The sequence below is a fragment of the Nocardiopsis sp. CC223A genome (assembly GCF_030766825.1).
Classification (GTDB): domain Bacteria; phylum Actinomycetota; class Actinomycetes; order Streptosporangiales; family Streptosporangiaceae; genus Nocardiopsis.
Genome location: NZ_JASFDV010000043.1, coordinates 1 through 26,294 on the forward strand (window position 1 = coordinate 1; position 26,294 = coordinate 26,294).

The 26,294-nt window shown below is 71.1% G+C and carries 23 protein-coding genes and 1 tRNA gene; 20 read left to right on the forward strand and 4 right to left on the reverse strand.

Features of this window, described 5'->3' with window-relative positions; translation table 11 throughout:
- The 13 genes from QJS33_RS17780 to QJS33_RS17840 all read left to right on the forward strand — a co-directional run.
- Positions 1 to 297: Trp biosynthesis-associated membrane protein (locus tag QJS33_RS17780; protein WP_306369124.1), on the forward strand; the 297-nt coding region annotated here is incomplete at its 5' end.
- Complete coding sequence (locus tag QJS33_RS17785; RefSeq protein ID WP_306369125.1) at positions 297 to 569, forward strand: HGxxPAAW family protein; 273 nt, start codon at positions 297 to 299, stop codon at positions 567 to 569. The genes QJS33_RS17780 and QJS33_RS17785, both read left to right, overlap by 1 nt.
- A gap of 317 nt (positions 570 to 886) precedes the next feature.
- The gene (locus tag QJS33_RS17790) at positions 887 to 1,258 is read left to right on the forward strand and encodes a CD225/dispanin family protein (protein WP_306369126.1); all 372 of its coding nucleotides are present in this window, start codon (positions 887 to 889) and stop codon (positions 1,256 to 1,258) included.
- Positions 1,259 to 1,349: 91 nt separating this feature from the next.
- Positions 1,350 to 1,865, forward strand: coding sequence for a DUF2752 domain-containing protein (locus QJS33_RS17795; protein ID WP_306369127.1), 516 nt, complete (start codon positions 1,350 to 1,352; stop codon positions 1,863 to 1,865).
- A gap of 49 nt (positions 1,866 to 1,914) precedes the next feature.
- A complete protein-coding gene (locus tag QJS33_RS17800) occupies positions 1,915 to 2,274 on the forward strand; it encodes a CD225/dispanin family protein (protein WP_306369128.1) in 360 nt (119 codons plus the stop codon).
- 246 nt (positions 2,275 to 2,520) lie between these two features.
- The gene (gene trpC / locus QJS33_RS17805; RefSeq protein WP_306369129.1) at positions 2,521 to 3,327 is read left to right on the forward strand and encodes an indole-3-glycerol phosphate synthase TrpC; all 807 of its coding nucleotides are present in this window, start codon (positions 2,521 to 2,523) and stop codon (positions 3,325 to 3,327) included.
- A 260-nt stretch (positions 3,328 to 3,587) separates the two neighbouring features.
- Complete coding sequence (trpB, locus tag QJS33_RS17810; protein ID WP_306369130.1) at positions 3,588 to 4,805, forward strand: tryptophan synthase subunit beta; 1,218 nt, start codon at positions 3,588 to 3,590, stop codon at positions 4,803 to 4,805.
- Entirely contained in the window at positions 4,805 to 5,611 is an 807-nt protein-coding gene (gene trpA, locus QJS33_RS17815) for a tryptophan synthase subunit alpha (RefSeq protein WP_306369131.1), read from the forward strand. The genes trpB and trpA overlap by 1 nt, the downstream gene beginning before the upstream one ends.
- Before the next feature lie 400 nt (positions 5,612 to 6,011).
- On the forward strand, positions 6,012 to 6,518 hold the full coding sequence (locus QJS33_RS17820) for a MauE/DoxX family redox-associated membrane protein (RefSeq protein WP_306369132.1): 507 nt from the start codon (positions 6,012 to 6,014) through the stop codon (positions 6,516 to 6,518).
- 50 nt (positions 6,519 to 6,568) lie between these two features.
- Positions 6,569 to 7,546 carry a thioredoxin domain-containing protein gene (locus QJS33_RS17825; protein WP_306369133.1) on the forward strand — a complete coding sequence of 326 codons (978 nt, stop codon included), beginning with the start codon at positions 6,569 to 6,571 and terminating at the stop codon, positions 7,544 to 7,546.
- Between the two features lie 55 nt (positions 7,547 to 7,601).
- Positions 7,602 to 8,696: a prolipoprotein diacylglyceryl transferase gene (gene lgt / locus QJS33_RS17830; RefSeq protein ID WP_306369134.1), complete on the forward strand. Its 1,095-nt coding sequence runs from the start codon at positions 7,602 to 7,604 to the stop codon at positions 8,694 to 8,696.
- Positions 8,697 to 8,828: 132 nt separating this feature from the next.
- Entirely contained in the window at positions 8,829 to 10,022 is a 1,194-nt protein-coding gene (locus QJS33_RS17835; protein ID WP_306369135.1) for a hypothetical protein, read from the forward strand.
- Between the two features lie 246 nt (positions 10,023 to 10,268).
- Positions 10,269 to 11,246, forward strand: a complete 978-nt coding sequence (locus QJS33_RS17840; RefSeq protein ID WP_306369136.1) for a hypothetical protein — start codon at positions 10,269 to 10,271, stop codon at positions 11,244 to 11,246.
- 44 nt (positions 11,247 to 11,290) lie between these two features.
- Here QJS33_RS17840 and QJS33_RS17845 read toward each other — a convergent pair whose 3' ends face one another.
- Complete coding sequence (locus QJS33_RS17845; RefSeq protein WP_306369137.1) at positions 11,291 to 12,985, reverse strand: bis-aminopropyl spermidine synthase family protein; 1,695 nt, start codon at positions 12,983 to 12,985, stop codon at positions 11,291 to 11,293.
- Between the two features lie 567 nt (positions 12,986 to 13,552).
- On the opposite strand from QJS33_RS17845, the gene gltB reads away from it, so the two are divergent.
- From gltB to pyk, 6 genes are all read left to right on the forward strand, one after another.
- A complete protein-coding gene (gene gltB / locus QJS33_RS17850) occupies positions 13,553 to 18,115 on the forward strand; it encodes a glutamate synthase large subunit (RefSeq protein WP_306369138.1) in 4,563 nt (1,520 codons plus the stop codon).
- Positions 18,116 to 18,145: 30 nt separating this feature from the next.
- A complete protein-coding gene (locus tag QJS33_RS17855) occupies positions 18,146 to 19,603 on the forward strand; it encodes a glutamate synthase subunit beta (protein WP_306369139.1) in 1,458 nt (485 codons plus the stop codon).
- Between the two features lie 166 nt (positions 19,604 to 19,769).
- Positions 19,770 to 20,156 (forward strand): DUF2784 domain-containing protein, encoded by a 387-nt coding sequence (locus QJS33_RS17860; protein WP_306369140.1) that lies wholly within the window; start codon positions 19,770 to 19,772, stop codon positions 20,154 to 20,156.
- Between the two features lie 20 nt (positions 20,157 to 20,176).
- Positions 20,177 to 20,566, forward strand: coding sequence for a DUF2784 domain-containing protein (locus QJS33_RS17865; RefSeq protein WP_306369141.1), 390 nt, complete (start codon positions 20,177 to 20,179; stop codon positions 20,564 to 20,566).
- A gap of 72 nt (positions 20,567 to 20,638) precedes the next feature.
- Complete coding sequence (locus QJS33_RS17870) at positions 20,639 to 21,571, forward strand: prenyltransferase (protein ID WP_306369169.1); 933 nt, start codon at positions 20,639 to 20,641, stop codon at positions 21,569 to 21,571.
- A gap of 151 nt (positions 21,572 to 21,722) precedes the next feature.
- Positions 21,723 to 23,156 (forward strand): pyruvate kinase, encoded by a 1,434-nt coding sequence (pyk, locus tag QJS33_RS17875; protein ID WP_306369142.1) that lies wholly within the window; start codon positions 21,723 to 21,725, stop codon positions 23,154 to 23,156.
- Positions 23,157 to 23,297: 141 nt separating this feature from the next.
- Here pyk and QJS33_RS17880 read toward each other — a convergent pair whose 3' ends face one another.
- The 3 genes from QJS33_RS17880 to QJS33_RS17890 form a co-directional block, all read right to left on the reverse strand.
- Positions 23,298 to 24,257 (reverse strand): DUF1266 domain-containing protein, encoded by a 960-nt coding sequence (locus QJS33_RS17880; RefSeq protein ID WP_306369170.1) that lies wholly within the window; start codon positions 24,255 to 24,257, stop codon positions 23,298 to 23,300.
- Between the two features lie 248 nt (positions 24,258 to 24,505).
- A complete protein-coding gene (locus tag QJS33_RS17885; RefSeq protein ID WP_306369143.1) occupies positions 24,506 to 25,306 on the reverse strand; it encodes a transcriptional regulator in 801 nt (266 codons plus the stop codon).
- Between the two features lie 110 nt (positions 25,307 to 25,416).
- Positions 25,417 to 25,490, reverse strand: a tRNA-Leu gene (locus tag QJS33_RS17890).
- 164 nt (positions 25,491 to 25,654) lie between these two features.
- On the opposite strand from QJS33_RS17890, the gene QJS33_RS17895 reads away from it, so the two are divergent.
- The gene (locus QJS33_RS17895) at positions 25,655 to 26,224 is read left to right on the forward strand and encodes an ANTAR domain-containing response regulator (RefSeq protein WP_306369171.1); all 570 of its coding nucleotides are present in this window, start codon (positions 25,655 to 25,657) and stop codon (positions 26,222 to 26,224) included.
- Positions 26,225 to 26,294 lie beyond the last annotated feature (70 nt).

Here is a 26,294-nt window from a genome sequence, read left to right on the forward strand (position 1 = left end):
GCCATGGCCGCCGCCGGCGCCGCGCTGATCGTGCTGGTGGGCGTGCTCGCATCCGTGCGCGCCCCCGCCTGGCCGGGTATGGGGAACCGGTACGATCGGGACGCCGCACCGCGCGCGAACCCCACCGGGACACCCGCCGACCTGTGGAGATCACTCGACGCCGGCGACGACCCCACACTCGACGCCCCCGACGGCGACACCGTTCCCGCGCGCTCCGCGGGCCGTGCCGCCACCGGGGACGGCACCGAACCCGCACCGCCGACCCCAGCGTCGGCCGACTCCGAGGAGAAGCCCTGATGGCCGCTGAAGAACACCACGACGACCACGGCAACACCGTCTCCGCCTGGTTCCTCACCGTTTCCTGGATCGTCGCCTGGTCGGTGGCCGCCTTCGCCATCATCGCGGGCGGCGACCTCATCACCTGGACCGCGATCGCCCTGGGCGCCAGCGTGGTCCTGGCGGTCGTCGCCGGTGTGATGAAGAAGGCGGGCCTGGGCCGCAAGGAACCGCGCCCGGTGCCGCCGACCCGCGAGGAGTGGGACGCGTCGCACAAGAAGGTCTCCGCTTAGCGGGTTCCGCGCCCCGCGCGCGCCCGCCCCATGGGAATTCACGGCCGCTTCCGGGCGGAACCGGAGAATCCGCAGCTCACAACGACTGAGTAACGGAAAATGGACGAAGGTCCCATGGGGCGGGTAGATTCACTCCACCGGCCGTGACCACACGTGTCGGCCGACTGGTGGATCGTCCCCCCGGTCTGGCAACATGCGTAGTCGCCCGCGGCGTGATCGCACCGGTGATCCGATCCTGCCCCATGTCGGTCCCGTGTGCCCTGCCGCACGTCGCGAGCCGAGAAATCCCTTGTCCACAGTCTGGAAAGTTGTTCCCCATGAGCTATGGTCCCCCGCCCCCCGCAGGTCCCCCCGGACCCGGCGGCTACGGCCCGCCCCCCGGTGGCGGCGGCTACGGCCCGCCCCCCGGCTCCACTCCGCCCGACAACGGGCTCACCTGGGCGATCGTCGCGATCTTCTGCTGCTGGCCGTTCGCCATCCCGGCGATCATCAACGCCAGCAAGGTCAACGACCTGTGGAGCCGCGGCGACCAGGCCGGTGCGATGGAGGCCCAGGCCCAGGCCAAGAAGTGGACCAAGTGGGCCTTCATCTCCGCCGGTGTCATGTGGGCGCTGATCATCCTCTTCTACATCATCCTGTTCGCGTTCGTGGGCACCATGAGCACGTCCACCAGCAGCTACGGCTACTGAGCGGCACCAGGCGCTTCTTCTGCCCCCGAGCTCCATTCGGCGCCCGGGGGCAGAATCCGTTCACATTCGTACGATCCCTAGACTGGTTCCCGTGCAGCCTGAACAGAGTGACCAGCGGGCCGGAACCCACGGGCCCGACCAACACGCACCCCTGCCCCTCGGCCAGCGGATCCTGCGCAGGCTGCACCGGATCCCCCCGCCCGTGTGGCCGCTGAGCGCGGGAGCGCTCGTCCTGGCCGGGGCCACCCTGCTCCATTTCGTGGACCCCAACGAGCCGGGCAACTACCCCACCTGCCCCTGGCTGCTGCTGACGGGCACCTTCTGCCCGGGCTGCGGCTCGATGCGGGCGGTCGCGCTCACCACCCAGGGCGACATCCTCGGGGCGATCAGCATGAACCCCCTGCTGCTCATACTGGGTCCCTACATCCTGTGGGGGTACATCCGGTGGATCGCTTCCACGATCCGCCCGCCCAAGGCACCCCCCAAACCCGCACCGAGCTGGTTCCTGTGGACCCTGACCGGCCTCATCACCGGCTTCTGGGTGGCGCGGAACCTGCCCTGGTTCTCCTTCCTGGCCCCGGAGACACCGCTGTTCCCCGGATGGTGACCGGTGACCGGTCCGCGGCGCCCGCACTGAGAGTCGAAAGGCCCATGACATGAGTTACCCACCGCCCACCGGAGGTTACGGCCCGCCCCCCGGCGGCTACGGCGGCCCCCCGCCGCCCCCGCCCGGCGACCGTCCCAAGACCTACCTGGTACAGAACATCCTGGGCATCCTCAGCTGCATCCCGGTGCTGGGGGTCATCGGTCTGATCTTCTCGATCCAGGTGAACAGCAAATGGGACTCCGGAGACTTCGCGGGCGCGTACGACGCGGCCAAGACCGCGAAGATCCTGGGCATCATCGGCCTCGTGCTGTTCATCATCGGTGTCGTGAGCGCCGTCATCTACATCGTGTTCATGATCGTCGGCTTCGCGATGTTCGGCATGGCGAGCACCACCACCTATAGCTACTAGGGGGTGCCGATCGGGCGGGTCCGGGACGAATCCGCCCGGACCGCGCCCACCGTGCCCGCCCCGCACGACACACCCGTCGCCCCCGCCACACGCCGTGTGCGCGGGGGCGGCGGCGTTCCCGGCCCGGAGGGTCGATACGATGAGCGCACACGGTGCGGAGCAGGCCATGGGCCCGGCCGCGCCCCGCGGCCCCGCCTTGCGGCGCGAGCGCCGCACCCGGCCACGACGATAGGGAGCGGTAACCACGTGAGCGTGCTCGACGAGATCCTCGACGGAGTACGCGCCGACCTGGCCGAGCGCCAGGAGGCGCTGCCCCTGGACGAGCTCAAGGAGCAGGCCGCGTCGGCGCCCACCCCGAAGGACGCCGAAGCCGCCCTGCGCCGCCCCGGTGTGCACGTCATCGCCGAGGTCAAGCGAGCCAGCCCCTCCAAGGGCCCGCTGGCGGCCATCGCCGACCCGGCCGCCCTGGCCCGCGACTACGAGGCCGGCGGGGCCGCGCTCATCAGCGTCCTCACCGAGCGGCGCCGCTTCAACGGCAGCCTCGACGACCTGCGCGCCGTCGCCCGTGCCGTCGACACCCCGCTGCTGCGCAAGGACTTCGTCGTCAGCTCCTACCAGCTGTGGGAGGCCCGCGCCCACGGCGCCTCCGCCGTCCTGCTCATCGTCGCCGCACTGCCCCAGGAGGCCCTGGTGTCCCTGGTGGAGCGGGCCCGCTCCCTGGGCCTGATGCCCCTGGTGGAGGTCCACGACGAGGACGAGGTCGACCGCGCCCTCGACGCCGGGGCCACCGTCATCGGCGTCAACGCGCGCAACCTCAAGACCCTGGAGGTCGACCGGGACACCTTCGCCCGCGTCGCCCCCCGCATCCCCTCCGACGTCGTCAAGATCGCCGAGTCCGGCATCCGCGGGCCGCACGACCTGCTGGCCTACGCCGGTGCCGGCGCCGGAGCCGTCCTCGTCGGCGAGAGCCTGGTGCGCGGCCGCAACCCGCGCGAGGCCGTCGCCGACCTGGTCACCGCCGGGGCCCACCCCGCCCTGCGGGACCGGAACTAGGGGACGGACGGCTCCATGGGAGGAACGACGGCGCACACCGCCATCACGGCCCGCACCGGCCGCCGATGGCGATGGCTCTAGGGAACCCGCCGCGCAGCGTGCGCGTTCGCGGGTTCCCGTCGCCGCGTTGACCCCAAGTCAGAACGCGCCGCGGGCCCAGGACACCCCGCGGCGCACGGAACGGTCGACGCGCGCACCCCCGCGCGTGCGCCGCACGGGCGGGGGTGGGCCGTCGGCCCCGCATCCACAAGGACAGCCCCATGAGCCACGATCCGCAGCTGCCCGACGCACGCGGGCACTACGGCCGCTTCGGCGGCCGCTTCGCCCCCGAGGCGCTCATCGCCGCACTCGACGAGGTCGAGACCGAATGGGAGAAGGCCCGCCAGGACCCCGCCTTCCAGGCCGAGCTGGCCGAACTCCTCAAGGACTACACCGGCCGCCCCAGCGCCCTGAGCGAGGCCCGCAACTTCTCCGAGCACTGCGGCGGCGCCCGCATCCTGCTCAAGCGCGAGGACCTCAACCACACCGGCTCGCACAAGATCAACAACGTGCTGGGCCAGGCCCTGCTCACCAAGCGCATGGGCAAGACCCGGGTCATCGCCGAGACCGGCGCCGGCCAGCACGGGGTGGCCACCGCCACCGCCTGCGCCCTGATGGGCCTGGAGTGCGTCATCTACATGGGCGAGGAGGACACCCGCCGCCAGGCGCTCAACGTCGCCCGGATGCGCATGCTCGGCGCCGAGGTCGTCCCCGTCACCATCGGCAGCCGCACCCTCAAGGACGCCATCAACGAGGCGTTCCGCGACTGGGTCGCCAACGTCGACCGCACCCACTACCTGTTCGGCACGGTCGCCGGCCCCCACCCCTTCCCGAAGCTGGTCCGCGACCTGCACTTCGTGGTCGGCGCCGAGGCCCGCGAACAGGTCCTGGAGCGGGTCGGGCGGCTGCCCGACGCGGTCGCGGCCTGCGTGGGCGGCGGCTCCAACGCCATGGCGGTCTTCGCCGCGTTCATCCCCGACACCCCGGTGGCCCTGTACGGGTTCGAGGCCGGGGGCGACGGCGCCGACACACCCCGCACCGCGGCCTCCATCAGCTCCGGCAGCACCGGCGTGTTCCACGGCGCCCGCACCTTCGTCCTCCAGGACGAGTACGGGCAGACCCTGCCCAGCCACTCCATCTCCGCCGGGCTCGACTACCCGGCGGTGGGCCCCGAGCACGCCTACCTCGCCGACACCGGCCGGGCGCACTACGAGGCGATCACCGACGCCGAGGCCATGGAGGCCTTCCGGCTGCTGTGCCGCACCGAGGGCATCATCCCGGCCATCGAGAGCGCCCACGCCCTGGCCGGGGCCCGCAAGCTGGGGGAGCGGCTGGGCCCCGACGCGGTGATCCTGGTGAACCTCTCCGGGCGCGGAGACAAGGACGTGGACACCGCGGCCGCCTACTTCGGCCTGATCGACGGTAAGGACGAGGCGTGATGACGACCCTACAGAACAAGCTCGCCCAGGCCCGCGCCCAGGGCCGGGCCGCCCTCATCGGCTACCTCCCGGCCGGGTTCCCCGACGTGGAGTCCTCGATCAGGGTCGTGCAGGCCATGGTCGAGGGCGGCTGCGACGTCATCGAGGTGGGCCTGCCCTACTCCGACCCGATGATGGACGGCCCCACCATCCAGCGGGCGGCCGACGCCGCACTGGCGGCGGGGACCACCACCGACGACGTGTTCCGGGTGGTGGAGGCGACCGCCGCGACCGGGGCGGCCGCCGTGGTCATGTCGTACTGGAACCCGATCGAGCGCTACGGAGTGGAGCGCTTCGCCGGGAACCTCGCCAAGGCGGGCGGGGCCGGGGTCATCACCCCCGACCTCATCCCCGAGGAGGCGCAGGAGTGGGTCGTGGCCTCCGACACCGCGGGCCTGGACCGGATCTTCCTGGTGGCGCCCTCCTCCACCGACCGGCGGTTGGAGCTGACCACCCGGGCGTGCAGCGGGTTCGTGTACGCGGCGTCGCTGATGGGGGTCACCGGGACCCGCACCCAGGTGGCCGACACCGCGGCGGAGCTGGTGCGCCGTACCCGCGAGGTCACCCGCGAGTCGGAGCTGCCGATCTGTGTGGGCCTGGGCATCTCCACCGGGGCGCAGGCCGCCGAGGTCGCCGCGTACGCCGACGGCGTCATCGTCGGCGCCGGGTTCTGCCAGCGGGTGCTGGACGCCCCGGACCTGGAGACGGGGCTCATCGCGGTGACGTCGTTCGCCGAGGAGCTGGCGGCGGGCGTCCGCTCCCGCTGACGCCGGACACCGGAGCGGGCCGCCCCCATCCGGGGCGGCCCGCTCCGTGTGTTGGGGTCGGTCGAGTGCGGGGGTGGTCGGTTCCGTGTGTTGGGGTCGGTCGAGTGCGGGGGTGGCCCGCTCCGTGTGTTCGGGCCGGTCAAGTGCGGGGTTAAGAAGGTTAAGCCGGTGAGAATCGGGTGAGAAGGGACCTTCGAACGCCCGGAACGGCCGCGCACGGGGGCCGTGCGGTGGTGTGATGGGCGGGTGACGGACACCGGGACCCGTCTCTTCGGTACCCCGGTTCCAGCGCCCGGAGCCATCGGGTGATCGCAGCCGGTAGGATCTGCATGGTCACTGAGAGCGATTGAATGGGCGCAGAGTGCAACTAATCGGCCCCCGAACCCCGAAGGCCCCCGACATGGACACACCCGACGAAACCCCCGCCCCCGCCCCCGGGTCGCGCTGGGCCGCCGTCCAACCCTGGATCACTCTCGCCTGCCGCCTCGCCCTCGCCGGGATCCTCGTCTACGCGGCCGCCTCCAAGTACCCGCCCGCGCTCTCCGTCCAGGCCGTGGAGGCCTACGACCTCTTCCCCCACGAACTCGCCCGCCTCATCGGCTACACCCTCCCCCTCTTCGAGCTCGCCCTGGCCGTCCTGCTCCTGGTCGGCCTGGCCACCCGCTTCACCGGCGCCGTCACCGCCCTGCTCATGGTCGTCTTCATCGCCGGGATCCTCTCGGCCATGGCCCGCGGCCTGAGCATCGACTGCGGCTGCTTCGGCGGCGGCGGCGCCGTCGACCCCGGCGAGACCACCTACGGCCTCTCCATCGCCCGCGACATCGGCTTCGCCGCCCTGGGGGCCTTCATCGCCCTGTGGCCCCGCTCACCCCTCGCCCTGGACCGCCCGCTCGGCCTCTTCCGCTGACCCGCGGCCCACGACCACCGCCCCGACTCAGGAACAGAAGGAACACCACCATGGGGAGCGAAGCGCGCAAGCGCGCCCGTGAACGGCTCAAGGAACAGCGGGCCAAGGAGAAGAAGGCCGCCGCCCGGCGCAAGAACCTCATCGTCATCGGCGTGGCCGCCGCCGTCATCGTCCTCATCGTCGGAATCGGCTACGCCGTGCTCAACTCCGACCGCGGCGAGGGCTACACCGGACCGCTGGCGGCACAGACCCTCCAGGAGGACGGCAGCGTCGTCATGGCCGACGACGGCGTCGAAGCACCCGTCATCGAGGTCTACGCCGACTACCAGTGCCCCGCCTGCCGCCAGTTCGAACTCACCAACGGCGACCTGCTCAAGGAACGCGCCGCCCAGGGCGAGGCCATCGTCCACTTCCGCCCGGTGAGCATCTTCGCCCAACAGCAGGTGCCCATCAGCGGCAACTCGCTGCGCGGCGGCGCCGCCGCCCGCATCGCCGCCGACCACGGCGTCTTCGTCGAGTACAACGACCTGCTCTTCGAGAACCAGCCCACCGAGGGCCGCGAGGGCTTCTCCACCGACCAGCTGAAGGAGTGGTTCGCCGGTCTGGAGACCTCCCCCGAACAGCAGGAGCGGTTCGACGCCCGCCTCGACGAGGAGGCCGCCGTCGTCACCGAGTTCACCGAGGAGTTCCTGCCCGCCCTCACCGAGGACGCCCTCCAGGAGATCGGCCAGGAGACCCTGGGCACCATGGTCCTCACCGACCTGCTGACCTGGGGCGCGGACAACGGCCACGACCCCGCGTTCCTCGACGGCACCTACACCGGGGAACTCATCGACGCCACGGGCAGCGCCTACACTCGCTACAGCGGAGACAACGCGTTCCGCGGTACCCCTGCCGTCTACCTCAACGGCGTCCTGCTCGACAACAACACCGCCATGACGGTCCGGGGACTCTCCGAAGCCATCGCCTCCGCCTCCCCCGGTAAGGTCGAGACCCAGCCGTTGGACAACGGGGGTGACGCACAGTAACACCCCTGAAGACACCCCCCGCACGCGGGGCGAACCCGAGAGCAGAGCAGTGACATTGTCGTCGACAGTCAGCGAGGGCGCGGCCGCCACCGGCCGCGCCCTCGCGGCCATCCCCAGCCCGCAGGTGAACTCGATCCCGATCGGGCCCCTGGAGATCCACTTCTACGCGCTGTGCATCCTCGCCGGCGTCATCGTCGCCGTCCTGTGGAGCGAACAACGCTGGAAGGCGATGGGCGGTGAACAGGGCACCATCCTCGACATGGCGGTGTGGGCGGTCGTCCTCGGCCTCATCGGCGGACGCCTCTACCACGTCATCAGCGACGCGCAGCTGTACTTCGCCGAGGGGCGCGAACCCATCCGCGCCCTCTACATCTGGGAGGGCGGCCTCGGCATCTGGGGCGCCGTCCCGCTGGGCGCCGTCGGCGTGTGGCTGGTCGCCCGCAAGCGCGGCCTGTCGATGTCCAAGCTCTCCTTCGCCATCGCCCCCACCATCCCGCTCGCCCAGGCCATCGGCCGCTGGGGCAACTACTTCAACCAGGAACTGTTCGGCCGCCCGACCGACGTCCCCTGGGCCGTGGAGATCCTCCCCTACCCCGAGGGCCACCTGCGCCCCGGCATGGAGTTCGGCGTCACCACCTACCACCCCACCTTCCTCTACGAGTCCCTGTGGTGCCTGGGCCTGGCCGTCCTGCTCGCCTGGGCCGGACGCCGCTTCGAGTCCTCCCTCCAGGGCGGGCGCCTGTTCGCCCTCTACGTCATGGGCTACTGCGTCGGCCGCTTCTGGATCGAATACCTGCGGGTCGACCCCGCCAACGACTTCTTCGGCCTGCGCCTGAACAACTGGACCTCCGTCCTGGTCTTCGCCGGCGCCCTGGTCTACTTCGTCTGGGCGGGCCGCCGCCTCGACTCCTTCTCCACCGCGGTCGTGCCCCACGGCGCGGACGCCGGAACCCAGGTGTTCGGGCCCACCGCCGACGGTGAGATGGGTAACGACGACACCGTCTACAGCACCACCGACACAGAGGATTCCGACATCGGCGCCCCGGAGAGCGACGCCGGGACGGAATACCACCCGAGCCCGAAGCGATCTAGTAGCGAGGGCTCGACCTCGAACGACGAGGGAACCGATTCCGGGACGAAGCCCGAGTAGACACGGGGCAAGGACGCCCGCGCCCGTCTCCACGGGCGCGGCGGCCGCGCACGACACCACATCCACACCCACGAGGGTGACGACGTGCCCGCACGTGCCCCCGTACCTTCCGAGCAGACCACGGGTTGACGATTGAGAAAGACCGCGAGCAGAGCCGAGTCCGGTTCCGGCCGTAGAGGACGCCGTGGCGGAGGCCGCCGCGCCGACACCGGCCCCACCCGCGACCGCGCCGACGACCACGGACACGACGAGGAACACGACTACGACCCGGAGGAGGACTTCTCCGCCGAGTACGGGCACACCCCCGTCGAACACGACGGCGCCGGTGCCGAGCAGGACGGCCCGGAACCGGACGGTGCGGAACAGGACGGCGCCGAGGAGCGCTCCGGCCGGGGCCGCGGCCGCCGCCGGGGTTCCCGCCGAGGCTCTCGCCGGGCCGCCCCGGCCAAGGGCGCCGGACAGGGCGGGGCCAAGCGCGTCTCCGCGTTCTCCGCCTCCGCGATCAAGAAGGTGTCGGTCCTGGGCGACCGGCCCAACCAGATCGTGTACACCCTCGCCGAGCAGAGCAAACGCAAGCGCGGCACCGCCGTGCTGGGCATCCTCATCGGAGCCTTCGCCCTCTCCCTGATCGCGCTGCTGGGGCTGCTGTCCTACCAGCTCTTCACCGGCGCGGGCGGCACCGCGTCCGGCGACGACTCCGTCGTCGCACCACCCGAGGGCCACAGCACCATCACCCCGCAGCTCTACATGTCCAACCCCAACCGCGACGATGTCTTCGGCCCCATCAACGAACGCCCCGAGGGCCTGGAGCCGATGACCCGGGAAGCGGTCTTCGACCCCGTCCAGAAGGTCGAACTGGACGGCATGGAACTGGAACTGCGCGACGGCATGGTCACCGACTCCTGCACCTCCCTGGTGTGGGGCGAGGAACTGGGCCAGAGCCTCATCGACGCCGGCTGCGTCAACGCGGCCTCGGGCGTCTACACCGACGCCGACCAGGACCACGTCGCCCAGGTCACCCTGTTCGACCTCGCCGACGCCGACGCCGCCGCCGAGGTCGAGGCCGCACTGGACCCGAACAACGCCGACTCCGGCGCCGGCTTCCTGCTCAGCCGCACCAACGACGAGATCCCCGGCCTCCGGGACGGCTACAGCGAGGCGACCGCCCAGGTCATGGGCCACTACCTGGCGGTGTTCTGGGTGGCCGACACCGACGGCGGCCCGCCCGGGGACGACACCGACCTGGCCAAGGTCACCGTGGCGTCCATGAACGCGGTCCCCTACGTCTACAACGAGGTGATCGCCGCCCAGGCGCAGCAGGAGTAGCGGCGGGGCGGACACCCCCCCCGCGCACACCCGCGGACGAACGGCCGTGCCCTGAGCACGGCCGTTCGTGTTCCCCGGACGTCCGGATAGGATCTCGGACAGATCGACCGGCCCTGCCACGGCCGGGTCGAGCGGGGCGCGCGCACCGCTCCCGGGGCGCTCCCCGGCCCCCCGCCGCGCCCCCGCCGAGCGCAATCGGGTCCACCGCGCACACGCGGGCCCGTCATCCGAGGAAAGGTCCACTGGGTGTCCCCTTCTGAAGCGTCGGCGTCCGGAACAGCGGGACGCCGGAGGAAGAACAGCGAACCCGACGACGCCGAGCGCGCCTCCCGCACCGGCGGCCGGCGCCGCGCAGGAGGGCGCCGCAAACGGGAGCCCAAGCGGTACGGCCGACTCGTCGGCATCGTCGCGGGCGTCCTCGTCGCCGCCCTCATCGGTCTGGGCGTCGTCCTCTACCTCGACCGGGGCGACGGCGGCGGCACGGACGGGCCCGCCCCGCACACCCGGCCGGTCGCCTACAGCGTCGAGGGCGTCGGCGACAACGAGATGAACACGGTCCTGGGCACCCGCGAGGCGGACAGCCGCCCCCTCAACGAGGGCGAGCTGTTCGGCGACCGCAGCGCCGAGATCTCCAGCCGGGGCATCGAGTTCACCCTGCGCGACTCGGAGCTGTCGGAGGACTGCGCCGCCGCCGTGTGGGGCGACGAGGTCGCCCGGGCCCTGGCCGACGCCGACTGCACCCAGGTCGGACGGGCCACCTACGTGGGCGACGACTACTTCGGCGTGACGGCGATCTTCAACCTCGCCGACGCCGAGGCCAGCGGCGCGGTGGCCGCCGCCATGGCCGAACCCGAACTGCCCGAGGGCGAGGAGCCGCCGACCGACGCCCCCGTGCCCGGTTTCGTGATCGCCCCCTCGGGCGCCGCGCCCTTCGACCGCCTCGGCTCGGGCTACAGCTCCGCCGAGGCCACGGTCAGCGGCCACTACCTGGTGGTGGTGTGGGTGCAGCCCACCGACTCCGACTCGGTGGAGGAGCGGGTGAGCCTGGCCAGCCCCATCGTGACGCTGAGCAACTTCCGCGACCCGCTGTACCGCCGCCTGGTCAACCTCCGCGAGGACGAGCCCACCGGCGCGCCCGGCGCGGAGACCGGCACCGGCCAGGAAGGCCAGGAAACGGTGCCCGGCACCGGCGGGGAAGAAGTGGTCCCCGGAACCGGGAACTGACCCGTGCGGGGCCGCGCGCGACGCGCGGCCCCGCCGTGCCCGCCTCAGGGCCGTTCCAGGGCGTCCCACACCGCCGCGACGGCCTCCCGCAACCGGGCGAACCGGTGCCCGGGCAGGTCCAGCAGGGTGCGCCCGGCCACCCACCCCGGGGCGGCGGCCACCGCCAGCCGGGCCGCGCGCTTGTTCACCGGGACGCCCTCCTCCCGGGCGACCCGGGCCACCCCGGCGCGCAGCACCGATGTCAGCGTTCCGTGGGCGTGCTCCTGGACGTGCACCAGCAGCCGGTCCACGGGATCCTTCGCCTCCGGCGCCCGGCCCAACCGGATCGCGGTCAGCGACGGGTCGCCGAAACCGCGCAGGAACCGCACCCGGAACCGCGGCTCTACCACGGCCCGCAGCTCCCTCTGCCCCTGCTCGTCGCGCACGCACGCCGCGGACGAGGGCACCACCAGGTACCCGCCCGCACCGGGGCAGGCCAGCGCCGCCCGCGCCGCGATCCGCTCCCAGCCGCCGGTCAGGTCCACCACCGGCGGCCCCGACAACGGCACCGACGCCTCCATCCACGTGGCCAGGCGCACCCGCCCGGCCTCGGGCAGCACCGCCGCCGGCCAGTCGCCCACCGGCACCGGCCGCCCCCCGGAGTCGTCGGCCGCCCGCTCCAGCGCGGCACGCGCCCGCTCCTCGTCCAGCGCCCCCCGGACCTCCTTGGCGTTGACGCCCTGGCTGTAGACGCGGGCACCGCTCTGCGCCGGCGGGGGAGCGGTGCGCGACAGCGGCCGCAGCACGTACAGGTCCGAGGCGGCCCCGATGGACTCGGCGCCCTCGTAGCGGTGGAAGTCCGGCCACATCGCCTCCAACACCAGGTCCAGGCGGAGCAGCCGGGCCTGGGTGGCCGCGGCCAGCCGGGGCGTGGTCTCGCTGACCCCGTAGGCGACCAGCACCCGGCCTCTGCGCGGGTCGGCCATCCCCTCCAGGCCGCGGCGCACGAACAGCTCCACACCGTCGGCCGTGTAGGGCGGGTCGGTGAACACCACGTCGGCCGCGCCCCGCAACCCCGCCGGCAGGCCCAGGCGCAGGTCGGCGAAGTGGGTGCGCACGTCCAGGCCCAGCCGTCCGGCGACCGCGTCGATGTGGGCGAGCACCCGCTCGTCGATGTCGGCCACCAGGACCCGCACCCCGGGCCGGACCAGGGCCAGCGCGACCGACGTGAGGTCGTGGTCGCCCACGCACAGGACGGTGCGGTCCAGCAGGTCGAACCGGGTGGCCAGGAACAGCGCCCGGCGCAGCGCGGTGTCGGCGGTCGCGGTGACGTGGTCCAGGTCCAGGTCGGCGGCGGGCCCCTCGGCGACGGCACGGGCGATCTCGGCGGCGGCCCGGGCCCGCTCGGGCACCAGGTGCCGCACCGGGTCGGCCAGGACGTCCCCGACGGCGCCGGCGTAGTGGTCGGGGCGCACCAGCCGCACCCGGTCGCCGCCGGGGCCGCGTTCGGCCTCCCCGGCCTCCACCAGGTGCTCCACCAGCGCCACCACCAGGACGCGGGCGACCCCGGTGGCCCGCACCAGGTCGTCGGCGCTCCACCCGCGGCCGTCCGACAGGGCGGCGAGCACGGCGCGCAGCCGGGGCGCGTCCACCCCGTGGGCGTGCAGCGCGCGCAGCGCGGCCCCGGGCAGGGGAGGAGGCGGCGGGAGGGGCGTCCGCGGGCTGTCGGGGACGCCGGGGTCGTTGGGGTCTGCTGACATGCACCGATCGTCCCACGCTCCGGAGGAGGGGCGTTCGGTCGCAGGTCAGGGCGGTTCGTGAGGTGTGAGTGACATATCACTCGGCCGCTCGGCGGAGCCCCTCTTGGGTGGAGTGTTAACGCCGGGGTAATGTGGGGGCGCGGCGCACGGCGCTCGCGTGCCCGAAGCGACGAACACGACCAACCGTCGGGTTTATCCGCTTTGGGAGGTTTACCGGGATTCTTTCGTGGAAAAACCGGCTAGGCACACTCCCGACGGGAAACCCCCGTACGGGGGCCGCAGCACCACCCGCAAGGTGCCGCGGCACACTGCCAGGGGTGCACCGCGGCACCCCATGGTCTAGACCTGCGATTCGCGTCGCGGCTGGACCCGCGGGTATAAGAGAGCTTGACCGCTCGCAAGAGGGCGACCATCCGCCATCCGCACCACGAGGACGTGGCCGCGGTACGGTGGCGGACCGCATGGCGTCCACAGGCCGAGCACCCACAACTTCACGCACGCAGCAGGGCCAATGTCGTCCCGAACATGCGCTTTTCACGAAGCCGACGAAAGACGACAGGAGGGTAGATGCCCGCTGGTCAGGTGCGGCGTTCGTCCGTCCGAGCGAACGCGATCTCCACTTCTCAGGGCCTGTACGACCCCACCTTCGAGCACGACGCCTGCGGTGTGGGCTTCGTCGCCGACCTCACCGGTCGCCGCGGCCACGACATCGTGCAGAAGGCACTCACCGTACTGCGCAACCTCGACCACCGCGGCGCCTCCGGCGCCGACCCCGACGACGGCGACGGTGCGGGCATCCTCACCCAGATCCCGCACGAACTGTTCACCGAGGTCTGCGACTTCGCACTGCCCGAAGCCGGCGCCTACGCCGCCGGCATCGCCTTCCTGCCCGCCGACGCCGCCGAACGCGCCCAGGCCGTCGACACGATCAACACCATCGTCGCCGAAGAGGGCCTCACCCTCCTGGGCTGGCGCGAACTGCCCTTCGAGCCCCAGTACAGCGGCCCGGCCGCCCGCGAGGCCATGCCCTACTTCGGGCAGCTCTTCATCACGGGCACCCCCGGCACCGCCACCGACGGCCTCACCGGCATCGACCTGGAACGCCACACCTACTGCGTCCGCAAGCGCGCCGAGCACGAAGCCGACGTCTACTTCCCGAGCCTGTCCCCGCGCACCATCGTGTACAAGGGCATGCTCACCACCCCCCAGCTCGAACCGTTCTTCCCCGACCTGTCCGACCGGCGCTACGCCTCCGGCCTGGCCCTGGTCCACTCCCGGTTCTCCACCAACACGTTCCCGTCCTGGCCCCTGGCCCACCCGTTCCGCTACGTCGCCCACAACGGTGAGATCAACACCGTCAAGGGCAACCGGAACATGATGCGCGCCCGCGAGGCCAAGCTCGCCAGCGACCTCATCCCCGGCGACCTGGACCGCATCTTCCCCATCGTCGACCCCGACGACTCCGACACCGCGTCCTTCGACGACGCCCTGGAACTCCTCCACCTGGGCGGCCGCTCCCTGCCCCACGCGGTGCTCATGATGATCCCCGAGCCCTGGGAGAACCACACCGAGATGGACCCGGACGTCCGGGCCTTCTACGAGTACCACTCCACCCTCATGGAGCCCTGGGACGGCCCCGCCTCCGTGTCCTTCAGCGACGGCACCCTCGTCGGCGCCGTCCTGGACCGCAACGGCCTGCGCCCCGGACGCTACTGGGTCACCCAGGACGGCCTCGTCGTCCTGGCCTCCGAAGCCGGCGTCCTGGACATCGACCCCGCCGACATCGTCCGCAAGGGCCGGCTCCAGCCCGGCCGTATCTTCGTCGTCGACACCGCCCAGGGGCGGATCATCGAAGACGAGGAGATCAAGGCCGAACTCGCCGCCCAGCACCCCTACCAGGAGTGGATCGACTCCGGCGTCCTGCGCCTGGCCGACCTGCCCGCCGCCGAGCCCGCACCCGTGACCGAGCTCAACCGCGCCCAACAGGTCTTCGGCTACACCGAGGAAGAACTCCGGATCATCCTCACCCCCATGGCCCGCACCGGCGCCGAACCCATCGGCTCCATGGGCACCGACACCCCGGTGGCCGCGCTCTCCGAACGCTCCCGCCAACTCTTCGACTACTTCTCGCAGAACTTCGCCCAGGTCACCAACCCGCCCCTGGACGCCATCCGCGAAGAGATGGTCACCAGCCTGTCCACACTCCTGGGCGCCGAACACAACATCCTCACCGCCGCACCCGGCGACACCCGCCGCCTCGTCCTGCCCACCCCGGTCATCGACCAGGCCGAACTCGCCGCCATCGTCGAGGCCGGACGCACCGAACCCGCCCTGAAGACCTACACCGTCGACGGCACCTACCCCGTCGACGGCGGCGGCGACGCCCTGGCCGCCCGCCTGGCCGAGCTCAACACCGAGATCGACGCCGCCATCGCCGACGGCGCCCACATCCTCGTCCTCAGCGACCGGCGCGCCGACGCACACCTGGCCCCGATCCCGTCGCTGCTGCTCACCGGCTCGGTCCACCACCACCTCGTCCGCGAGAAGACCCGCACCGAGGTCGGCCTCATCATCGAAGCCGCCGACGTCCGCGAATGCCACCACGTCGCCCTGCTCGTCGGATACGGCGCCTCCGCCGTCAACCCCTACCTCGCCCTGGCCACCGTCCGGGACCTCGTCCAGCGCGGCACCATCGGCGGCGTCGACGCCGACACCGCCGTCCGCAACACCGTCAAGGCGTACGGCAAGGGCGTCCTGAAGGTCATGTCCAAGATCGGCGTCTCCACGGTCAGCTCCTACACCGGCGCCCAGATCTTCGAAGCCCTCGGCCTGGGCCAGGAGGTCATCGACCGCTGCTTCACCGGCACCACCTCCCGCCTGGGCGGCGTCGGCTTCGACGTCCTCGCCGAAGAGGTCGCCATCCGCCACCGCCGCGCCCACACCGACAACCCCACCTCCGGCGCCCACCGGCGCCTGGAGATCGGCGGCGAGTACCAGTGGCGCCGCGAGGGCGAACCGCACCTGTTCAACCCCGACACCGTCTTCAAGCTCCAGCACTCCACCCGTACCCGCAAGTACGAGATCTTCAAGGAGTACACGGACCTCATCGACGACCAGTCGGCCAAGCTCATGACGCTCCGCGGCCTCTTCCGCCTCAAGGAGGGCGTCCGCGAACCCGTCCCCATCGACCAGGTCGAACCCGTCTCGGAGATCGTCAAGCGCTTCTCCACCGGCGCCATGTCCTACGGCTCCATCTCCGCCGAGGCCCACGAGACCCTCGCCATCGCGATGAACCGCCTCGGCGGCAAGTCCAACACCGGCGAAGGCGGCGAGGACCCCGCCCGCTTCACCCCCGACGCCAACGGGGACCTGCGGCGCAGCGCCATCAAGCAGGTCGCCTCCGGCCGCTTCGGCGTCACCTCCCACTACCTCACCAACGCCGACGACATCCAGATCAAGATGGCCCAGGGCGCCAAGCCCGGCGAAGGCGGCCAACTGCCCGGCCACAAGGTCTACCCGTGGGTGGCCGACACCCGCCACTCCACCCCCGGCGTCGGACTCATCTCCCCGCCGCCCCACCACGACATCTACTCCATCGAGGACCTCGCCCAGCTCATCCACGACCTCAAGAACGCCAACCCCTCCGCCCGGGTCCACGTCAAGCTGGTCTCCGAAGCCGGCGTCGGCACCGTCGCCGCCGGCGTCTCCAAGGCCCACGCCGACGTCGTCCTCATCTCCGGCCACGACGGCGGCACCGGCGCCTCGCCGCTGACCTCCCTCAAGCACGCGGGCACCCCCTGGGAACTCGGCCTCGCCGAAACCCAGCAGACCCTGCTGCTCAACGGCCTGCGCGACCGCATCGTCGTCCAGGCCGACGGCCAGATGAAGACCGGCCGCGACGTCATCATCGCCGCCCTGCTCGGCGCCGAGGAGTTCGGCTTCGCCACCGCACCCCTGGTCGTCTCCGGCTGCGTCATGATGCGCGTCTGCCACCTCGACACCTGCCCCGTCGGCGTCGCCACCCAGAACCCCGTCCTGCGCGAACGGTTCTCCGGCAAGGCCGAATACGTGGTGAACTTCTTCGAGTTCATCGCCCAGGAGGTCCGCGAATACCTCGCCGCCCTCGGCTTCCGCAGCATCGACGAGGCCATCGGCGCCGTCGACCTGCTCGACACCACCGAAGCCGTCGAACACTGGAAGGCCAAGGGACTCGACCTGTCCCCGATCCTCCACGAGGTCGAACCCTGGGCCGGCGACCACCGCGTCCGCACCCGCAGCCAGGACCACGGCCTGGAGAAGGCCCTGGACAACACCCTCATCCAGCTCGCCGAAGGCGCACTCGACTTCGGGCAGCCCGTCAAGCTCGAACTGCCCGTACGCAACGTCAACCGCACCGTCGGCACCATGCTCGGACACGAGGTCACCAAGCGCTACGGCGCCGACGGCCTGCCCACCGACACCATCGACGTCACCTTCACCGGCTCCGCCGGACAGTCCTTCGGCGCCTTCGTGCCCAAGGGCGTCACGCTCCGCCTCCACGGCGACGGCAACGACTACGTCGGCAAGGGCCTCTCCGGCGGCCGCGTCATCGTCCGCCCCGCCGACACCTCACGCCTGGTCGCCGAGGACCACATCATCGCCGGCAACGTCATCGGCTACGGCGCCACCTCCGGCGAGATCTTCCTCCGCGGCATCGTCGGCGAACGCTTCTGCGTCCGCAACTCCGGCGCCCTCGCCGTCGTCGAAGGCATCGGCGACCACGGCTGCGAGTACATGACCGGCGGCCGCGCCGTCATCCTCGGACGCACCGGCCGCAACTTCGCGGCCGGCATGTCCGGCGGCATCGCCTACGTGCTCGACCTCGACCCCCACCGCGTCAACGCCGAAATGGTCGAGATCGAAGAGCCCACCGACGAGGACCGCGCATTCCTCACCGACGTGCTCACCCGCCACCACGCCGAGACCGGCTCCGCCGTCGCCGAACGCCTCCTGGCCGCCGGCGACGCCGGACTCGACCGGATCTCCAAGGTCATGCCGCGCGACTACAAGCGCGTCCTGCTCGCCCAGGCCGAAGCCGAACGAGACGGCCGCGACGTCAACGAGGCCGTCATGGCCTCCGCGCAGTCCTGAGCGTCAGCACACACGAGAGGAGGCATCATCATGGCTGACCCCAAGGGTTTCCTGAAGATCACCGAGCGCGAGCTCCCCGAGCACCGTCCGGTGGACGTCCGCATCCAGGACTGGCGCGAGGTCTACGAGGACTTCGACCGGGGCACCGTCACCAAGCAGGCGTCCCGCTGCATGGACTGCGGCATCCCGTTCTGCCACAACGGCTGCCCCCTGGGCAACCTCATCCCCGAGTGGAACACCCTCGTCCACACCCACGACTGGGCCGAGGCGATCGAACGACTCCACGCCACCAACAACTTCCCCGAGTTCACCGGCCGACTGTGCCCCGCACCCTGCGAATCCGCCTGCGTGCTCGGCATCAACCAGCCCGCCGTCACCATCAAGAACATCGAGGTCTCCATCATCGACCGCGCCTGGGAGGAGGGCTGGGTCAAGCCCCTGCCCCCCACCACGCGCACCGGCAAGAAGGTCGCCGTCGTCGGCTCCGGCCCCGCCGGCCTGGCCGCCGCACAGCAGCTCACCCGCGCCGGACACGACGTCACCGTCTACGAACGCGCCGACCGCATCGGCGGCCTGCTCCGCTACGGCATCCCCGAGTTCAAGATGGAGAAGCGGCACATCGACCGCCGCATCGCCCAGATGACCGCCGAAGGCACCACCTTCCGCACCGGCGTGAACATCGGCACCGACATCACCGTCGAACAACTGCGCGCCGACCACGACGCCGTCGTCCTCACCGGCGGCGCCACCGCCTGGCGCGACCTGCCCGTCCCCGGCCGCGAACTCACCGGCGTGCACCAGGCCATGGAATACCTGCCCCAGGCCAACCGCGTCCAGTTCGGCGACTACGACCGCGCCCCCATCAACGCCGAGGGCAAGCACGTCGTCGTCATCGGCGGCGGCGACACCGGCGCCGACTGCGTCGGCACCGCCCACCGCCAGGGCGCCGCCAGCGTCACCCAGCTGGAGATCATGCCCAAGCCCCCCACCAAGCGCCCCGACACACAGCCCTGGCCCACCATGCCGATGCTGTACAAGGTCACCAGCGCCCACGAAGAGGGCGGCAAGCGCATCTACTCCGTCAACACCCTGGAATTCCTCGGCGACGAACACGGCAACGTCCGCGCCCTCAAGCTCGTCGAAGTCCAGCGCACCGCCAAGGGCTTCGAACCCGTCGAGGGCACCGAACGCGAGATCCCCGCCGACCTCGTCACCCTCGCCATGGGCTTCGTCGGCCCCCAGAAGGAGGGCATGATCGAACAGCTCGGCGTCGACCTCGACGGACGCGGCAACGTCGTCCGCGACACCGACTACCGGACCAGCGTCGACGGCGTCTACTGCGCCGGCGACATGGGCCGCGGCCAGTCCCTCATCGTCTGGGCCATCGCCGAAGGCCGCTCCGCCGCCGCCGCGGTCGACCGCGACCTCACCCACGGCGACAGCGACCTGCCCGTCGCCATCCCGCCCACCGCACGACCACTCGTCTGACCCGCACACCACGGGGGCGCGCAGGGACCACCCTGCGCGCCCCCGCGCGCATCCCGACGTTGCACACCGGTGACCCCGCCGTAGCCCCGACCCCCGCCGACACCGGCGACACTGGAACTCCGGCCCCCGCCCCCGGCGCCCCCACCCCCCAACGGGAGCAACGACCATGATCTACCGGATCATCGGCGACGCCGCCATGCTCTTCCACTTCACCTTCATCCTCTACATCGCCATCGGCGGACTCCTCGCCTGGAAGTGGCCCCGCACCATCTGGGCCCACCTCGCCGTCGCCCTCTACGGCCTCTCCATCAGCATCTTCGCCTGGACCTGCCCCCTCACCCACGTCGAGAACTGGGGACGCCGGAACGCCGGACAGGCCGGACTCTCCGAAGAGGGCTTCATCGACCACTACCTCACCGGCGTCATCTACCCCGCCGACGACCTCCGCGAGGTCCAGATCGGTGTCGGCGTCCTCGTCGTCCTCTCCTGGACCGGCCTCGCCGTCCTCACCGCCCAGCGGCGCCGCCGCGCCCGCACCCCCGCCCGCACCTGACCGCGGCCTACCATGGACCCATGGCCTACCGGCTCCTCGCCGACACGGCCATGGTCCTGCACATGGCCTTCCTCGCCTATGTCCTCCTCGGCGGCCTCCCCGCCTGGAAGTGGCCCCGCGCCCTGTGGCCCCACCTCGCCACCGCCCTCTACGCCCTCGGCATCACCCTCATCGGCTGGGAATGCCCCCTCACCCACGTCGAGAACCGGGCCCGCGAACACGCCGGCCGACAGGGACTCCCACCCACCGGCTTCATCGACCACTACCTCACCGGCGTCATCTACCCCGCCGACGACCTCCACGAGGTCCAGATCGGCGTCGGCATCCTCGTCCTCCTCACCTGGACCGTCCCCCTCACCCGCGCCCTCCACCACCACCAACGGAACCCCACGCACCGCGACCCCACGTAAAGAACACGAATGGATTGGCCGCGGCCACGCACCCCCGCCCACCCCCCTGGGTACCGTTCCCACATGAGCGTTGTGACCTGGGACTCCTTCCGCACCGCAGAACACTTCACCATGCGCACCGCCCGGCTCATCGACCGGTACCGCTTCGCCTACCACTTCCAGGCAGGCCCCACCGCACCCATCCGCTCCGCCCTCGCCGCCTACCGCAACATCGACGGCGGCTACGGCAACGCCCTCGACCCCGACCTGCGCGGACACGCCAGCCAACCCCTCGCCGCCGACACCGCCCTGCGCTACCTCGACGAACTCGGCCCCATCCCCACCGAACTCGGCCAGAGCATCTGCCGCTACCTCGCCACCACCGCCTCACCCGACGGCGGCCTGCCCCCCGTCACCCCCGCCGTCCGCCACACCGAAGCCGCACCCTGGTGGCGCGAACACACCGGCCGCACCCCCGACCTCGCCCTCACCGCCTCCATCACCGGCCACCTCCACAAGCACAACATCACCCACCCCTGGCGCGACCGCGCCACCGCCTACTGCTGGAAGCACATCGACGCCCTCCACTGGACCGACCCCCACGAGGCCATCGGCATCTGCACCTTCCTCCAACACGTCCCCGACCGACCCCGCGCCATCGCCACCGTCAACCACCTCGCCACCATGATCCGCGCCGTCATCCGCATCCGACCCGAAGACACCGCCACCACCCCCGAACCCGGCACCGCCGCCACCCCGCGCCACCACACCCACACACCCCTGGACCTGGCACCCGACCCCGCCGCCATCGCCCGGCCCATCTTCACCGACGCCGAACTCGACGCCAACCTCGACCACCTCGAACGGACCCAACGCCCCGACGGCGGCTGGAACGCCGACTGGGACCACTGGGACACCACCGCCACCCTCGAACGCGAAGGCATCCGCACCATCCAACGACTGCGCATCCTCCGCGCCTACGGACGCCTCACAGACGGCATCCCCACCCCCCGACACGACCGCTGACACGACCACGGGCACCCCCCGGGAACACCCGCCGACACACCCGCGCGAACATCCGTGCACCGCCGCCATTCGCCTTCACGCAGCCTGAGATACGTCCATTCGCAACCTGGTTTAGACCACTGCATCCCCCGGACGCTCTAAAGTGTTACCCGTGACACGTCGAGCAAAGATCGTCGCGACCCTCGGTCCCGCCACTTCGAGCCCGGAGATCCTCCGCAAGCTCGTCCGCGCAGGACTGGACGTCGCCCGACTCAACCTCAGCCACGGAACCCACGACGACCACAGCGCCAACCTCGCCAACCTGCGAGCCGCCGCTGACGACGTCGGACGAGCGGTCGGCGTCCTCGCCGACCTCCAGGGACCCAAGATCCGCGTCGGCACCTTCGCCGACGGACCCGTCGAACTCAACGCCGGTGACGAATTCACCATCACCACCGAAGACGTCCCCGGCGACGTCCACCGGGTCTCCACCACCTACCAAGGACTCCCCGGAGACGTCCGCCCCGGCGACCGCGTCCTCATCGACGACGGCCGCGTCGTACTGGAATGCACCAAGACCACCGGCACCGATGTCCACACCAAGGTCATCTACGGCGGCACCGTCTCCAACCACAAGGGACTCAACCTCCCCGGCGTCGCCGTCAGCGTCCCCGCCCTCACCGAAAAGGACGAGGAAGACCTCCGCTGGGCCCTGCGCAACAAGGTCGACATGGTCGCCCTCTCCTTCGTGCGCAGCCCCGCCGACGCCGAGGAATGCCACCGCATCATGGACGAGGAGGGCATTACCGTCCCCCTCATCGCCAAGGTCGAGAAACCCCAGGCCGTCGAACGCCTCCAGGACATCATCGAGGTCTTCGACGCCGTCATGGTCGCCCGCGGCGACCTCGGCGTCGAACTCCCCCTCGAAAACGTCCCCATGGTGCAGAAACGCGCCGTCGAACGCTGCCGCGACAAGGCCAAACCCGTCATCGTCGCCACACAGATGCTCGAATCCATGATCGGAGCCCCCCGGCCCACCCGCGCCGAGGCCTCCGACGTCGCCAACGCCGTCCTCGACGGCGCCGACGCCGTCATGCTCTCCGGAGAGACCAGCGTCGGCCAGTACCCCGTCGAGACCGTCGAGACCATGGCACGCATCATCAGCGCCGCCGAACAGGAATCCCTGCGCGCCTCGCACATCCTCAACCGGGTCCCCGAGACCACCGGCGGGGCCATCGCCCGAGCCGCCGCGGAGATCGGCGCCACCATCGGCGCCAAGGCCCTGGTCGCCTTCACCATGTCCGGCGAGACCGCCCGCCGCCTGGCGCGCTACCGCTCGCCCATCCCGCTGCTGGCGTTCACCACCGAGACCGCCACCCGCGGACGCCTGTCCCTCACCTGGGGCGTGGAGACCAACCTCGTCCCCTGGGTCGACAACACCGACGACATGGTCCGCCAGGTCGAGAGCGAACTGCTCCAACTCGGCGACTACACCAAGGGCGACAAGGTCGTCATCGTGGCGGGCAGCCCGCCCGGAACCACCGGTTCCACCAACTCCCTGCGCGTCCACCGCCTCGGCGACACCGTCGCCCTGGACGGAAGCTGACGCCACTCACCGTCCGGTTGCCGGTCCGGGGCGTATGAGCCGCGCCCGCGGACCGGGACCGGACCCGGATCAGGACCGGAAACGGAACCGGGATCAGGACCGGAACGCCCGGATACGGGGACCGCCGGGCACCGCACCCGATCAGCGGTGCGACTCCTGCTCCTGGCCACCCGGCTCCGGGATCACCCGCTCCAACGGCATGTCCCACGGCAGCAGGTTCCACGGACTGCGCGGATCCTCCGTCAGCAGACCCAGCGCCGCCCACACCCGGTCGGTGCCGCCGTGATCGCCCTCCACGCCCTTCTCCGGCCACAGCAGATAACCCGCGTGGAACGCCATCGACAACTGCTGCCACGACGAATAACGGCGCTGGAGGTCCGACGCCACCCGGCGCAGCGTCGTCTGCGACTCCACCGGACTCAGCCAGTCCAGGGTCGCGCCCCCGCACACCAGCCGGATCACGTGCACCGACTTCCACCACTGGTAGGCGCCGATGATCACCGTCTCATCGCCCTCGGCGACCCCGGTCACCATCCGCAGCCGCCCCACCTGCTCCGGCGACAGCCGCACCTGCGCACCGGTGGAGTGGCCGCCCTGCTCACGCGGCAGCCGCGAACGCGCCACCCCCGCCGCCAGGTCGACCACCAGGTCCAGACTGGGCCCCCGGTGCAGCTCGTCCATCTGCCGCTCGACCGCCGCCAGCAGCGACTCGCGGTCCGTCACCCCCCACTGCCGCTCCAGCAGCCGCCGGTACTGGCGGCGCAGCGTCGGCCGCGCCACCACGTCCCAGGGCTCGGCCAGCGCCACCCGGAACGGCGCGGCCGCCGCGGCCGCCCACCGCTCGGTGCTCAAGGGGGCGTCGGCGTCCCGGGTGCGCAGCGCCGGGGATTCGCGCGACCCCAGCACCAGCTCCACGAAGGAGCCGGCCGCCAGCGCCACCGCGGGCAGGAACGCCCAACCCGGGGCCACCGCGACCAGGGCGGCGATGAGCAGCGCGACCGGGGTCAGCAGCCACGGGCGGCGCCGACCGGACCCCCAGGCCACCACGACCCAGGCGCCGATCACCAGTGCGCCGAACACCCCGGCCGCCACGGTCAGCACCGGCTGCTCCTCTCCCGAGAACCCGTCTCCGATTCTCAAGGATCATCGAATCCGACCAGCGGCGGGGACCGAACCGACGGGTTGTACTCAGGTTGTGGCCGTGATGTGACCGGTTAGACCCGCCTTGCCCGGGCATGAAGTGACAAAAGGCCCTTTTTGTGACGAACCGGCCGGGTAGTTACACCGGTTCCGCCCCGACCGAACCGCCCACCCGGCACACCCGGGGCCACCCCGCCCCAAACCCCCGGCTAGCTCTTGGGGCCTACGAACTCGTCGAGCCGGGCCACGGCTTCCTTCCGTGCGATCGACACGACGATCTTGTCCTGGTGAGGGGAGCGCCGCTGAACCCGGACCTTCCAGGGGATGTTCAGGAGGTCGAGAGCAGCGGTCAGCAGATCCACGATGTCCTGGGAGACGTTGATGAAGTCGTAGCGGGGGTACTCGTAGTACTTCCAGCCCTGAGGTGTCCGGCTGCGCACCCGGTTGACGCCACGCCAGCCGTCGGAATGGATGAGGCCCCGGATGAACTCCTCCGGGTAGGTGTTCACGATCTCCTGCTGCCAGGGTTCCAGCACGATCTCGCGCTCGTGCTTCTTGCCCGGGCCGTGCTGGGGGAACAGACACGGCCAGTGCTTCCCGTCGGCGTACACCTCGGTGCAGCCCATCTTCGTGATACGTCCGATGGAGCGGCCGGGGAGCACCGTGCCCATGGAGGCCACGCATTCCTCGATGAGCTGCGGCCAGGTCTCGGTGCAGAAGATGCGCAGCCGCCACACCCCTCGGGTGCCGTCACCGGTGCGGCTGATGGTTCCATCGCCGAGGTAGAGGCCCAAGAGGTGGCTGTAGGCCCGTGCTTCGGTGGGCGGGCGGGGGATCGGTTCGCATCGGGGGCACTCGCCGTTGTCGCGGTACTTGTCGATGAGGGAGCGGTCCCGGGACCAGATGCGGAGGGTGGCGGGGGTGACGCCCAGGCGTCGGGAGACTTCGGCCTTGGAGAGTCCCGAGTCAAGCATGGAGACCGCCGAGCGGCGGACATGAGATGAGTACATGCTGTGCATGCTTGCTCACGCCTATGACAAACCGCGTGCATCTTCGCAGGTCAGGGGTGATATGCCTGGAATGACGAAAGCCGCCCGATGGGCGGCTTTCGTCTGTTGTGTGCCCTGAGTGGGATTCGAACCCACACTGTAACGGGTTTGAGCCGTTTCCCTCTGCCTGTTGGGGTATCAGGGCCTTTGGGGCTTATGTTCGGTTCGATCTCAGGCTGGCCCCTATGAGTTGGCCCGGCGACGGTCGGCCAACGGTGATGTCACGATTGGCCAGCATTGCCGGGCCCGACGATCAGCATCCTAGCGGATCTCGGTAACCTCATGTACGTGACGAGGACGCAGAGCCGCGTGGTGATCGCGGAAGACGAGGCCCTGATCCGCCTGGACCTCAAGGAGATGCTCGAAGAGGACGGCTACGCCGTCGTCGGCGAGGCCGGAGACGGGGAGACCGCCATCCGGCTCGCTCGCGAGCTCAAACCGGACCTGGTGATCACCGACATCAAGATGCCCGTGCTCGACGGCCTCTCCGCCGCCGAGCGGATCGCCGGGGAGCGGATCGCCCCCGTGGTGATCCTGACCGCGTTCTCCCAGCGCGAGCTGGTGGAGCGGGCGCGCGACGCCGGCGCCATGGCCTATCTGGTCAAGCCGTTCAGCAAGGCCGACCTGGTGCCCGCCATCGAGATGGCGACCTCCCGGTACGCCGAGCTGTCGGCGCTGGAGGCCGAGGTCGGCAACCTCCAGGAGCGGTTGGAGACCCGCAAGCTGGTGGAGCAGGCCAAGGGCCTGCTCCAGAGCCGCCACGGGATGAGCGAGCCCGAGGCGTTCCGCTGGATCCAGAAGAACTCGATGGACCGGCGCCTGACCATGCGCAAGGTGGCCGAGACGGTCGTGGAGACCCTCGGGGGCAAGCAGCCCTAACGGCTTCCTCGCAGGCGGACTGAACAGGGGCCGCACCCGCCCGGGTGCGGCCCCTCGTCGTGTCCGGGGT